Here is a 12199-nt window from a genome sequence, read left to right on the forward strand (position 1 = left end):
TAGAACATATTCCCCTGGGGCGCGGGAAAAAGTTCCCGAGCGGCGAGGGCGCAACGCGCTACGTCTTTTCCTCAACCGGGATTTGCCTAGCGGAAGGATTAAATATAACAGCGTAAGTTCGGCGAGCTGCATTGGGAGGTGCTGATGGCAAGGATGCTGGCGAGCGTCACCGGCCTGGACGAGGCGCAGATTGCGCTGCGGGGCGGCGCCGACATCATCGATCTGAAAGATCCTGCCGACGGCGCGCTGGGGGCGCTCTCGCCGGAGATTGTGCACGAGGTCGTGAACGCTGTCGGCGGACGCACGCCTGTAAGCGCCGTCTGCGGAAACCTTCCCATGGATGCAGCGGCGGTCCGCCGAGCCGCCGAGACTTATGCCGCGACGGGCGCGGACTTCATCAAGATCGGCTTTCTGCCGGAGGTGGACGCGCGTTCCGCGGTGGAGGCGGTTGCGGACCTTAGCGGACGCGTGAAGCTGGTTGCCGTGCTGTTTGCCGATCTCGATCCGCACCTCGATCTGCTGCCGGTTCTGGCGGCGAACAATTTCCACGCCGTCATGCTCGACACGGCCCGAAAGGGCAGCGGGGGCTTGCTGCGCCATTTCGGCCCCGACAGGGTGGCGGCGTTCGTCGGCAGGGCAAGGGAAGCCGGCCTCAAGGTCGGTCTCGCCGGTGCGCTCGAAGCGCCGGACATTCCTCGGCTCCTGCCATTCGAGCCCGATTTTCTCGGCTTCCGAACCGCTCTCTGCGCGGGCGGGAGGAGCGGCGCCATCAGCGAGGAAGCGGTGCGGCGCATCCGGTCTCTCATCCCGAAGGAGGGGCAGGTCAATGGCTCCGCGCAGGCGGATCTCAGGCTGCTTGCCCGGGGGTACACGCCGGGGGGCGACGAGGCGAGCCGCAGCACCGACAGGATCTTCGTCCATGATTTCGTGCTGCCGGTCGAGATCGGCGCCTACAGTTTCGAGCGCGGCCGCACGCAGAAGGTGCGTTTCGACGTGGATGCGGATGTGATGAGGGTCACTGACAATCCGCAGGACATGGGCGATGTCGTGTCTTACGACCTCATCATGGACGGCATACGGACCATCGTCGCCCGCGGCCACCTGGATCTCGTAGAGACGCTGGCAGAGCAGATCGCCAGCCATCTGCTCGCCGTGCCGCGGATCGTGCGCGTCACCGTGCGGGTGGAAAAGCTCGAGGTTGCGCCGGGACGGGTCGGGGTCGAGATCGTAAGGAGCCGCTCGGCGCGGACGGGATCATGATGACGCCATCGGTGGTGAAGGTCGGTGGCAGCACGGTGTCCGATGCCCGGCTGCTCGAATGGGTCGGCATCCTCGGAAAGAGCCGGCTGCCGCTGGTGATCGTTCCGGGCGGCGGGCCGTTCGCCGACCAGGTGAGGCGCACGCAGGAGCAGATCGGATTCTCGGACGAGGCTGCCCATGTCATGGCCATCCAGGGCATGGACCAGTTCGGGGTCATGCTCTGCGACCTGTGCGAGAGGTTCCGGCCTGCGCGCGCGCAAAATCAGATCCAACAGGTTCTTGAGGAGGGTAACATTCCTGTGTGGCTACCGTCAGATATGACCGTCGGGCGGCGGGACATTCCGGCGTCCTGGAACGTGACGTCGGATTCGCTGGCCGCCTGGCTCGCCGGGCAGATCGGGGCGAAGGCGCTGCTGCTCATCAAGCAGGTGAGGGGCCTCAGGGCCTATGACACCGTTGCCCGGCTGCAGGAGCTCGGGATCGTCGACGGGTGCCTGAAGTCGATGCTGCCTTCCGGCGTGCGGCTGCTGGCCGCGGGGCCGGATCATCTTACGGCTGCCGCCCGCGTGATGGAGCGGGGCGCACTGCCGGGCGTGCTCATCGCAAATGCGGCCGGGAGCGTTCACGCATGAGCAAGCTCCACACACCGCGCTGGGCCTGGGTGCTGACGGGATCGGGTCATTTCTTCACCGAATGCTTCGAAATGATCCGCGAGCTGGAGCATTGCGACATCTTCGTGTCGAAGGCGGCCGAGGAAGTGCTCCGGATGTACAAGCTGAAGCTCGACTTCCCCGAAAATATGCGGATCCTGCGGGACAAGACGGCAAGCGCGATCCCGGTCGGGGAGTTCTACCACGGCGTCTATCACACCGTAGTCGTGGCCCCGGCGAGTTCCAATTCAGTGGCGAAGTTCGTCTGGGGCATTTCGGATTCGCTGCCGAGTAATGTCTATGCCCAGGCGGGCAAGTGCCGGGTACCGTCGATCGTGTTCGCCTGCGACACGTCGCCGGAGATGCTCACGCGCGCACCGCACGGCATCGTGCCGGTCTATCCGCGCCCGATCGACCTCGAGAACGTGGCGCGGCTCAAGACCTACGACTACACGACGGTGGTCGAAGGCCTGGAGCAGTTGAGGGCGGCCATCAAGGCCCGACGGGAGACGCTGGAACGCAATGGCTGACATCCGCGCTTTCCTCACCGGCAAACTGGCGCGGCCGCGCCTGGAAAAGGTGTTGGCCGGGCTGGGCGAGACCGATTTCGAGTGGCACATCATCGACACGGGCGTAAAGATCGCCGCGCTGATGACGGAGGAAATCATCAAGCGCAGGGTACAGTTGCCCGAGGGCACGTCGCTGGCGGTGCTGCCGGGACGGTTTCGCGGCGAGCTGGAGCGGCTGTCGGACCATTTCAAGGTGCCTTTCGTGCGGGGGCCTGATGAGCTCGCGGACCTGCCCGCCTATCTCGGGCGCAAGGGCGGGCCGGATGACCTTTCCGACTACGACATTCGCATCTTCGCCGAGATTGTCGATGCGCCGGCGCTGCCGGTGGAGAAGATCATCGAGCGCGCCGAGGGGCTGAGGGCTGCGGGCGCCAATGTCATCGACATCGGTTGCCTACCAGACACCCCGTTTCCGCATCTGGGGGAAACCGTGCAAGCGCTGAAGCGCGCGGGGATCACGGTCAGCGTCGATTCGGCCAATCCGGTTGAACTCGCGCTCGCCAACCGGGCCGGGGCCGATTTCCTCCTTAGCCTGACGGAGGAGACGCTCGACATTGCCCGCGAGGGAAATGCCGTGCCGGTGCTGATTCCGGCCATTCCCGGAGATCTCGGTTCGCTCGACCGGGCGATCGAGAAGGCGCAGGCGATGGGGATCGACTTCATCGTCGATCCGGTGCTGGATCCGATCCATTTCGGCTTCGCGGCTTCGCTCAACCGCTATTACGTGACGCGGCAGAAGTGGCCGGATGTGGAAATCCTGATGGGAACGGGCAATCTCACGGAGCTTACGGACGCCGATACGTCAGGGCTCACCATGACGCTGCTCGGGATTTGCTCGGAGCTAGCGATCCGCAACGTGCTGGTGGTGCATGTGAGTCCGCACACGGTACAGACCGTGGAGGAGCATGATCTGGCGCGGCGCATCCTGTTCTCTGCGCGCCGCGACGGGTCGCTGCCGCGTGGCTATCATGCGGGATTGCTGCAGGTACATGACCGCAAGCCGTTTCCGTCGTCGAGCGAAGACATCGAGGAACTGGCGCGTGAGGTCAGGGACCGGAACTTCCGGATCATGACCGCGCCGGACGGGGTGCACATCTTCAATTCGCAGGGGCACCACGTGGCCCGCGACACGTTCGAGCTTTTCCCGAAGCTCGGCGTGGAAACGGACGGCGCGCACGCCTTCTATCTCGGCGCGGAGCTCGCCAAGGCGGAGATCGCCTGGCGGCTCGGCAAGCGCTATTCGCAGGACGAGCCGATCAACTGGGGCGTGGCGGCGCCGGCGGATGAGGAAGACCGCACGCGTCTGAAGGAAGCTGGCCATACGCTGCGCGCCAAGTCTGCGGCGCGCGATGCGGCGGACAAGGATGAGGAGGGGCAGGACTGATGCCTTACATTCGCGAAACGATCCTCACCACCATCGGAGGCAACGGCGAGGTGCATATCGCGCCGCTCGGCATCATACAGGACGGCGATCACTGGATCATCGCACCGTTCCGGCCGTCGCGCACACTCGACAACCTGCTCGCCAATCCGGTCGCGGTGGCAAGCTACACGGATGATGTTCGCATCTTCGCCGGATGTCTGACGGGACGGAAGGACTGGCCGCTTGTGCCAGTCAAGGGCTGCCCCGTGCCGCGGCTTCAGGCGGCGCTGGCGCACAGCGTGCTCGAGGTGGTGGAACAGCAGGACGACGAGGTGCGGCCGCGCTTCCGCTGTCGCGTGGCGGCGGAGGAAATGCACGCGCCATTCACTGGCATGAACCGTGCGAAGGCGGCGGTGCTGGAGCTTGCGATTCTCGTGAGCCGGCTGCACATGCTGCCGCCGGAAAAGATCGATGCGGAAATCGCTTATCTCACCATCGCGATCGAGAAGACGGCTGGGCCCGACGAGCGGCAGGCGTGGGACTGGCTGATGGAGCGCGTGAAGGTGCACCGGCAGGGCGAACTGCCAGCGCACGGCAAAGGCTCATAGGCCGGTCCCGGCGGCGAGAAGCGCGACGACCGCAGAGGGCGCGGCGTTGCTGGCGTCAAGCCGGGCCTGCTCGTCTGCCGGAATGAGATCGGCGAGGTCGATGAAGGGGCGGTCGAGTCGCTGGGCGAGACGCTGCAGCTGCCATCGCCCGATGCCGGCGCCCACCAGCGGCGCGTCATCCGGCAGGCCGGTCGAAACCAGGAAGGCGGCATCGTGGATGCTGCGCAGTTGGCGCTCGGCAAACCAGAGCGCGATCTGCTTCCACTCGTAGTCCTCAAGGTCTCCCGCATCGTGGCCGACCAGCCTGGACAGGCGGGCGACGGAGCCGGGGACGGTCTTCTCGCCGTTGTCGGCGGTGCGATGCTGGTCGTCCTCCTCGCGCAGGACGCCGAGGAGGCGGAAGACGTCCGACATGGAGGCGAAATATTCGTTCATCAGCGGCACGAACTGGCCGCGGACCGGCGCTTCCGAGGCGACGGCGATGGGGAAGCTCCGCACGTATCCGGTATAGACCAGCTCGCCGGAGCGCAGGCGCCCCGCGTCTGTGGCTCCCCTGTTGAGGACCTTGCCGTCGCGGACCTGGATAATGTCCGTGGTGGTGGACCCCATGTCCACGAAAAGCGCGTCGCGTTGCAGGCGGGCGATGAGCGAGGCCGTCGCATGCCAGTTGGCGGAGGCGACTTCCATGGGAACCCGGCGGGCTTCAGCAACCGGCACGAGGCCGGAGCCGATGGTGTAAACGAGATTGGTGGAAGCCGGAAAGCGGCGCACGATCTCATCGAGCAAGCCCTGCACCCCCTCCGCTCGGGTGGCGTAGGCTTCCGAAAGCTCGCCGGTCATGGTGAAGGCGCAGACGGGGGCATCGGCGTAGAGGTGGCGCGTTGCTTCCAGCGCCTCATCCAGCGTGTGCATACCGAGCCAGAGCGGCATGGCGACCGTCTGTGCGGCGGTGACGCGACCGTTCTCCACCCGCGCGACCTTGAGATGAGCCCCGCCGATATCGAAGCCGGCGATGATGCTATACATGTTAATGACCTCCTCTCCCGCGATGTGCCCTGAACGAACGGCCGCCATGTGTATGACGGCTTTTCCCCAGGCTCAATATGTGTGAAGCAGGGGCGATCGAAGCGAGTCATTGAAGTGGTTAAGGGGAGGCCCGTTTTCGGGAGAAGCCCGTGCAAGTCATTCCGGTGATCGATCTCAAGGGCGGGCAGGTGGTGCGCGCGCAGGGCGGTCGGCGCGACAGCTACCGGCGGATCGTGACGCCGTTGAGCGCTTCTGCCGACCCGTCGGAGGTGATGCGGGGGCTCAAACGGCTGCATCCGTTCCGTACCTTCTACGTTGCCGACCTCGACGCGATCGAAGGTCGTGCCGAGGTCGATCTCGAGCGGCTGGAAAGACTCCGTGCCGAGGCGGGCGAGATCTGGATCGATGCGGGCTTCCGCGACGAGCCGGCGGTCCGCAGGGTGCTGGAGATTGGGAACGTGCGGGCCGTGATCGGCACTGAGAGCCAGGCGGATAGCGCGCTCATCCGGGGATTCCGGCACAATCCGCGGGTGATTCTCTCTCTCGACTTCTTCGCCGATGGCTATTGCGGGCCGGAGGAAATCGTGGTCGATCCGGCCCTGTGGCCGCGGGACGTGATCGTCATGACGCTGGCGAAGGTTGGATCGGGTCAGGGACCAGATTTCGAGCGACTGGCGTCGATCATGGCAAGGGCACCCGGTCGGCGCTTCATCGCAGCGGGCGGTGTGCGTGACGGGGGGCACTTGTGCAAGCTGGCGGATATGGGGGTTGCCGGCGTGCTGGTGGCAAGCGCTCTGCATGACGGGACTGTGACGGCGGAAGATCTCTCCCGTTACGCTTGAAGCGGGCGGAACCCGCCCCCAGCGTTGGCCGGGCAGACAGAGCCCCCGGCAGCTTCATTGCAGTTTCGTTGGTAGAGGGCCGGGTTGGCCCCATAAACTAATTGCAGGCGCGGGGTGCGCCTGCAATCGGATGAAACATCACGCCGGCCCGCGCCCTTCCTAAGAGCCCAGACCCAGCAGGGATTTCAGATAGCTCCAGAGCGACCTGCGCCCGGAGCGGTCCCTTCAAGAAGCAGCACCGAAGGGGTGCGATACGGAGTTGCGCTTCTCGGTCACCTCGGCAGCCGTCGGCTGGCCGTTCACGGCGCGCGTAATCGCTTCCTTGGTAGCGCGGTAGTTGTAATCCTGGATCTTGGCGTCGTCGTTGGCCTCCCAGTGGATGAAGACGCCAACACAGATGAAGATGTCGTCAGCCTCGTCCGCAGGAATGATGCCCTCGGCCACGCAGTCCTGAACCGCCTTGGCCACCGCGTACTGCGCGGGACCAAACATCTGAACCGCCTGCTTGGCACCCTTGATCGTGACCTTGTTAAACATCACGGTGTTGGGTTTGCAGGGCAGGTTCGGCGCGATCACGGCCAGAAGCGAAGTGAAGCCGTCCTTGTTGTTGGTCAGCGCGTTGCAGAAGGCCGCCTCAGCAGCGCTGCCACGCGGACCCATGATCAGGTCGATGTGGGCTACTTCGTTGCCATCGCCCACCAAGGACTCGCCAACCAATACCTTATTGATCTTAGCCATACCACTGTTCCTCCTAGACATGGTGAAAGTCCAAGGATGCCGCACCAGGCTGACACCCAGTGGACCGACTATCCTTGTTGGCAGCACCCGATGCAGGACCGGGCCGGTTGGCTAGATAGTCACGGAAGATTATCGCTCCGCCGGATGATTGAAGCATCAAGTCACGGATTATGCAAGGGGAGCGTCGCCAGGCGAAGAACTTCCCAGGAATGCTAGCAAGACAGAAAGATTTTCAGCAATTCCAACACTTTGGATTGTGAGCCGGCTATGTTAAGTGCGGGTCTGAGGCGGAGGCGGACCAACCCAGCCGGCCAAGTCCGTCGGCAAAGCAGGTGGCAACCGTCAGGTCCGCCGACGTGCCGGGATTGAGGCCTCTTTCCTTGAGCGACCGGTCGAAGTCCAGAAGGATCTCGATTCGGCGGGTTCCGGCCGATTCGCGGGCAAGCAGGTCGTTCACCTGAGCGGCTTCACGCCGGACGCGCGCGGCAGTCTCAGGTCCGAACTTCCGAAGGATATGGCTGTCCTCGAAGGAGGCCAGAAAGGCCATGAAGGCGGCAATGGTGGGCCACATGCCGGAGTGGCCGGCCGCTCGCGCGGCTTCGAGGGCGGGAAGGCCGGTCCCGAAAACGTCGCCGAACCTGTTTACATATTGCCTTGCGATCATGTCGCGATCGGCGGCGGCAGCCATGGCCTCAAGAATACCGGTGGTGGGCTCGTCGCGCACATCGTGCTCGCCCGCGTCGCCGAGTCCTCCGGGGGAAGCCGCCACGATGGCCCCGAAGATCGCGCGGGTGTCATCCATGTCGAGCGAGGAAAGCACTTCCGCAACGGAAGCTTGCAGGTCGCTTGTTCCGCGCTCGGCCGCGCAGGCCAATGGCACACAAAGCAGCAGAATACCGAGGTTGGTGTTGGTGGCGACCGCTTCGCGGGTGGCGAGCACCGCGCGCAGGATGCGTTCGCCAAGGCTGAGTGACGGATCGGCGACAATCGGCGCGGTGACGCGGGCGCTTTCCAGGAAATGCTCCACGGTCATGCCATGGCCCGGGGCGAAACGGTGGACGTTTCCCGGTTTCAGGGCGTCGATTTCCGCCTCGCAGGCGGCGCGGTAAGCCTGTTCGATCAGGGCGCGCATCATCTCAGCATCGCGTCATGCCGGAACGCCCGCGTGGAGTGCGGCCCGTGCTGCCCGTGCACGGAGCATTGCCAGCATGGCGTCCACGATGGCTTCGCCAATGTCGCGCCGGGCGACGGTCTGAAGACCGGTCCATGCCGGCATGGAATTCACTTCGATCACCTGAAGCGAGCCGTCCGCAGCCGGGACGATGTCGACGCCGGCGAAGTCTGCCCCGACGGCTGCCGCCGCGCGAAGGCCGAGTTCGGCGAGTCTTTCGCGCATGGGCGCGGGCACGATCTCGGGGACGGCGCCGCGCTGGACGTTGGTAACCCAGTCATGGCCGCGGCGGATCATCATCTCCACCACCTCTCCCGCGCAGACGAATACGCGGACGTCGCAATAGGGCGGACCGTCGCGCTCGATGTAGCGCTGGAGGTAGTAGGTGTCGGCCACCTGATCGGGGGGCGGGAGGTCGTCCACCGAGCGGATCAGTGTGACGCCCTTGCCCTGCGAGCCGAACAGGGGCTTGAGCACCAGGGGGCCATGCGGGAGCTCGCGACCCACAATGGCGCGGGCTTCATCCAATCCCTCCACCGCGAAGGTGGCAGGCGTGTCGAGGCCCGCCTGCTGCAGCAGGAAGGTGGTCATGGACTTGTCCACGCATCGTTCGATGGCACGAGCGGAGTTCCAGACGGGAATGCCAAGACGGTCGAGCGCATGGAGGATGCCCAGGCGCCGGGTGATGGCCTCGAAGGTGCCGGAGCCCATGGAGCGCACGAGCACAGCGTCGGGCAGCTTGCTGCCCAATTCCGGGAAGGTCATCCCGGCCGGGGCGGTGGTGTCGAATCGCACCGTCTCGAGCTTCGCCAGCACGACCTCGCAGCCACGCCGGCGATAGGCCTTCGCCAGAGCTTTGCTCCGGTCGCCAAGCTGGCTCGAAACGATCAGGATGGTCCACATGCGCCGCCGCCTTTACCTGTCCGTATTCACCCGCCCCAGTTCAGGCGATCGAAGTCTCGCTTGCCGGCGCGGAACGTCTCGCCCGTCTCGAGCGCGGTCACAATCACCTCGGCCGGGCTGAACAGCAAGGGGTCAATGGCGTAGAAGTCGCCCTTGAAGCGTTTGAAGATCTCCGCGAACGGCTCGCCGTAGTCGCGGGACGAGCCGGAAGGCAGTTTCTCCGCCAGTTCGCGGGCATCCTTCGCTGAGCCGTTGACGTAGATATGCGCCAGGCCGCCGTAGATGATGGCGTCGTTGGTCCGGCCCATGGCCGTCATGAAATCCGGATGCGGGGAGGGGATGGGCGCGCGGGCGATGCCTTCGACAATGTTGTCGATCGGGAAGCCGATATCCTTAGCCTTGTGGAGTGCAACCTCCAGAACGCGGGCGGCAATCTGCACGGTGCCTGCAATGCTCTGGGTGGGCGCGTAGACGAAGGTCAGGTTTTCCGGCGCCACTCCGGTGGCCTTGGACACCTTCTGGACAACGGCCTCGGGCGGCGGGTCGGCGGTTTCAAGCACAACGACCGAATGGCTGGCGGTTTCGCGGTAGGTCAGCACCTCGAACAGGGGCTCGACACCGGCGAGGATGCGAACTGGGCCCGAGCCCATGGCGAAGTATTTCTCGACCGACAGGTTCCAGCCGGCGTACTGGCTGCCAAGGCAGGCAAGCACCGGCTGCGAGGAGTGGACCTCGACACTGAAAGGCCATCGCCCTTCGGGCTCGAGAGTCACGGCAACGTTGCCGAGGCCCCCCATGCAGATCTCTGCCATGCGCAGGCCGGCCTCGATGCTGCCCTGCACGCCCGCGCCCGCGTTGATCAGGCGGCAGCCGAGAGCGCCCTTCGATACAGCAATGCGCAGGCGCTCGGCCTCGTGGACCATGCCATCGGCTATGCCGTTTGCCCGTTCATTCAGAAATGCGGAGCCGTCCCTCATTTGCGGCCTCCCTTCTCGCTTGTCGTTATTGACCACATTTCTTTCAGGCGCGCCTCACGGCGCGTCAGTTCCATTCGTGCGTCTTCGGCGGTGTCGCCGTCCGCAAAAATCGTGCAGACCGGCTCACCCGCCCGTATCCTGGTTCCGGGGGGCTGACGATCTGCCAGCCAGTCCGGCCAGTCCATGCGGGGAAAGGACGCGATTTCCCCGTCCGCGTAGACGACCATGGCCGCCATCGAATCACGGAACGCGGGAAGGGGCGCTCGCTCTCCCCGACAGGCCGCGATATGGGCGGCCAGAAGCGGGGCATCCGCACTGTCGAATATGTCCAGCGTGGCGCCCGGTCGGGGATTGATCTCCAGAAGGGTCCAAACACCATCCCGCAGCTTGAAATCGGCGCTGCAAAGGCCAAGAAGCCCGTTGCGGCGGCTGAGTTCGGATAACCACTGACCGATCCTTTCGCCGGCTTCCAATGAAATATCCGTGAGGCGCACGGCCCCCCCGTAACGATGGGGGGCTTTCGGCGAAGGTGACGTCCATTGCGCGCTGAAGCCGACAATGCGGGCGCCTTCGCGGTCCGCCACGAACAGGGCGGAGACGTTCCCGCCTTCGATCCTGCGCTGGAAATAGGTGCCTTCTCCAGCCTCGACGCCGGCCGCGGGGCGGACGTGAAGGCCGCCCGAGCCGCCCACGCGTTTGGCCAGCCAACCTTCCGGGTCAGATGGCCGCGCCAGGGTGATCTCCGGAAACGGAATGCCAATGGCATGGCATTCGGCGGCAAGATGGAACGGATCGTTGATCCGGCGGACGGTTTCGCCCCGGCATCCGGCGAGGGGAAAATGACGGGCAAGCTCGTCCAGCACTTCCGGATGCTCCTCGAAGCCCGAGCCGCAGACGAGGGCTTCCGGCTCCTCGCCAGCGAGAAGGGCCTGCAGCGCCTCAATCAGACCGTCGGCTTGCAGGTCACCTTCCAACTCGCCGGGGACGCGCACTGCGCGCTCGGCCAGTTCCACCGTGTCGAGGTCGCAGAACATGTCGGCAACCAGCGGGCGAAGACCCGCCCGCTGCGCCGCGGCTGCGAGCGCGCGTCCTGAAACCGCCGCGATCAGAACCGGCCGGCTATTTGACGTAGGTCCGGGCAAGGGCGAAGGCGTCCTGGAAATCGAGGGTGACGGTCTTTTCAGGTTCAATCATCCGCTTGAAGAGGTTGAATTCCGTCTTGTACTTGACGTTGCCGATGGCGAGCGCACCGATGCCGAAGGCCGAGGTGCCGGGGATCTCCACGGAGTCCGCATGGACGTCGACGCCCTCGATGCCGGCGGGCGGCACTGCATTCACGTCGGCGGCGATCAGGAGCTTCTTCGCGCCGTCGAGCTGGGCGCGGGAGACAACCTGAACGCCAGCCTTCGCGGCGGCCAGGACCACCTCGGCGGCGTGCACGAGCTCCTGCTTCTTCTCTTCCGTCGAACCGTCGGCCGGGGTGACATCGAGGCCAAAGCGGGCCTTGATGTTGTCCGCCACGGACTTCACGCGCTCGATGCCGTCATGGCCGACGACGGTGACGCGGGCGCCCTCGCGGGCGGCGATCACGGCCGAGCAGAAGCCGACAACGCCGGTGGCGCCGAAGATCACGACCTCCGTTCCGGAAAGCGTGCGGTTGAACTTCTTCTCAAGCGCCTTCTCGACCTTTGCCACCATGGCGGCGGCGGTGGTGAAGGAGCCGGAGGGATCGGCGAACACGCTCAGGGTGAAGGGCGGCACCATGGCCTTGCGTGCAGCATCCAGCATGTCGAGCGCAAGCGTCACGTCACGTCCGCCGATGAAGACGCCGGAGTTCACCCCCGCATCCGGCGGACGGGAGAAAATGGCATCCTGCACAAGCCCCGTCACTTCGGAGAGTTCGACGCCTGTGTAGGGAACGACGACATCAAAACCGGCGTCGACGGCCATGTTCACATCGAACGGGCTCATCTGACGAAGCGGCGTGATCATGTGCAGAATGTTCTTGCGAGACAATTCAACCTCCCACTCTCGTGCAGTTCGGATCTTCGTGGAACCTCCGAACTGCTCTGGTCATCTGTCTTTCGCGGTT

General features: G+C 64.9%; 14 protein-coding genes. 7 read left to right on the forward strand and 7 right to left on the reverse strand.

Annotated features, from left to right (window positions below):
- Nucleotides 1-144 precede the first annotated feature (144 nt).
- The 5 genes from ABD906_RS04730 to ABD906_RS04750 are packed head-to-tail and all read left to right on the forward strand — an operon-like array spanning nucleotide 145 to nucleotide 4450.
- Complete coding sequence (locus ABD906_RS04730) at nucleotides 145-1260, forward strand: (5-formylfuran-3-yl)methyl phosphate synthase (RefSeq protein WP_165277136.1); 1116 nt, start codon at nucleotides 145-147, stop codon at nucleotides 1258-1260.
- Nucleotides 1257-1892 carry an amino acid kinase family protein gene (locus ABD906_RS04735; RefSeq protein WP_165277135.1) on the forward strand — a complete coding sequence of 212 codons (636 nt, stop codon included), beginning with the start codon at nucleotides 1257-1259 and terminating at the stop codon, nucleotides 1890-1892. Before ABD906_RS04730 ends, ABD906_RS04735 begins: the two co-directional genes overlap by 4 nt.
- On the forward strand, nucleotides 1889-2440 hold the full coding sequence (locus ABD906_RS04740) for a flavoprotein (protein WP_165277134.1): 552 nt from the start codon (nucleotides 1889-1891) through the stop codon (nucleotides 2438-2440). Before ABD906_RS04735 ends, ABD906_RS04740 begins: the two co-directional genes overlap by 4 nt.
- Nucleotides 2433-3863 (forward strand): DUF6513 domain-containing protein, encoded by a 1431-nt coding sequence (locus ABD906_RS04745; RefSeq protein WP_165277133.1) that lies wholly within the window; start codon nucleotides 2433-2435, stop codon nucleotides 3861-3863. Before ABD906_RS04740 ends, ABD906_RS04745 begins: the two co-directional genes overlap by 8 nt.
- A complete protein-coding gene (locus tag ABD906_RS04750; protein ID WP_165277132.1) occupies nucleotides 3863-4450 on the forward strand; it encodes a DUF447 domain-containing protein in 588 nt (195 codons plus the stop codon). Before ABD906_RS04745 ends, ABD906_RS04750 begins: the two co-directional genes overlap by 1 nt.
- Here the strand turns inward: ABD906_RS04750 and ABD906_RS04755 are convergent.
- Nucleotides 4445-5476 carry a hydantoinase/oxoprolinase family protein gene (locus tag ABD906_RS04755; RefSeq protein WP_345098447.1) on the reverse strand — a complete coding sequence of 344 codons (1032 nt, stop codon included), beginning with the start codon at nucleotides 5474-5476 and terminating at the stop codon, nucleotides 4445-4447. The genes ABD906_RS04750 and ABD906_RS04755 overlap by 6 nt on opposite strands.
- Nucleotides 5477-5625: 149 nt before the next feature.
- Between ABD906_RS04755 and ABD906_RS04760 the strand changes: the two genes are divergently transcribed.
- Nucleotides 5626-6318 carry a HisA/HisF-related TIM barrel protein gene (locus ABD906_RS04760; protein ID WP_165277130.1) on the forward strand — a complete coding sequence of 231 codons (693 nt, stop codon included), beginning with the start codon at nucleotides 5626-5628 and terminating at the stop codon, nucleotides 6316-6318.
- Between the two features lie 225 nt (nucleotides 6319-6543).
- Here ABD906_RS04760 and fae read toward each other — a convergent pair whose 3' ends face one another.
- The 5 genes from fae to ABD906_RS04785 form a co-directional block, all read right to left on the reverse strand.
- Complete coding sequence (fae, locus tag ABD906_RS04765) at nucleotides 6544-7056, reverse strand: formaldehyde-activating enzyme (RefSeq protein WP_165277129.1); 513 nt, start codon at nucleotides 7054-7056, stop codon at nucleotides 6544-6546.
- A gap of 265 nt (nucleotides 7057-7321) precedes the next feature.
- Nucleotides 7322-8191: a triphosphoribosyl-dephospho-CoA synthase gene (locus ABD906_RS04770; RefSeq protein ID WP_165277128.1), complete on the reverse strand. Its 870-nt coding sequence runs from the start codon at nucleotides 8189-8191 to the stop codon at nucleotides 7322-7324.
- Nucleotides 8192-8203: 12 nt separating this feature from the next.
- A complete protein-coding gene (locus ABD906_RS04775) occupies nucleotides 8204-9130 on the reverse strand; it encodes a RimK family alpha-L-glutamate ligase (RefSeq protein WP_165277127.1) in 927 nt (308 codons plus the stop codon).
- A gap of 26 nt (nucleotides 9131-9156) precedes the next feature.
- On the reverse strand, nucleotides 9157-10107 hold the full coding sequence (gene mch, locus ABD906_RS04780) for a methenyltetrahydromethanopterin cyclohydrolase (RefSeq protein ID WP_165277356.1): 951 nt from the start codon (nucleotides 10105-10107) through the stop codon (nucleotides 9157-9159).
- Nucleotides 10104-10970, reverse strand: coding sequence for an ATP-grasp domain-containing protein (locus ABD906_RS04785; protein WP_345098449.1), 867 nt, complete (start codon nucleotides 10968-10970; stop codon nucleotides 10104-10106). Before ABD906_RS04785 ends, mch begins: the two co-directional genes overlap by 4 nt.
- On the opposite strand from ABD906_RS04785, the gene ABD906_RS04790 reads away from it, so the two are divergent.
- Entirely contained in the window at nucleotides 10947-11201 is a 255-nt protein-coding gene (locus ABD906_RS04790; RefSeq protein ID WP_345098450.1) for a hypothetical protein, read from the forward strand. The two genes, ABD906_RS04785 and ABD906_RS04790, sit on opposite strands and share 24 nt — an antisense overlap.
- 25 nt (nucleotides 11202-11226) lie before the next feature.
- Here ABD906_RS04790 and ABD906_RS04795 read toward each other — a convergent pair whose 3' ends face one another.
- A complete protein-coding gene (locus ABD906_RS04795; RefSeq protein WP_345098451.1) occupies nucleotides 11227-12123 on the reverse strand; it encodes an NAD(P)-dependent methylenetetrahydromethanopterin dehydrogenase in 897 nt (298 codons plus the stop codon).
- Between the last annotated feature and the right edge of the window lie 76 nt (nucleotides 12124-12199).

It is taken from the genome of Chelativorans composti, from assembly GCF_039541695.1.
Taxonomy (GTDB): domain Bacteria; phylum Pseudomonadota; class Alphaproteobacteria; order Rhizobiales; family Rhizobiaceae; genus Chelativorans; species Chelativorans composti.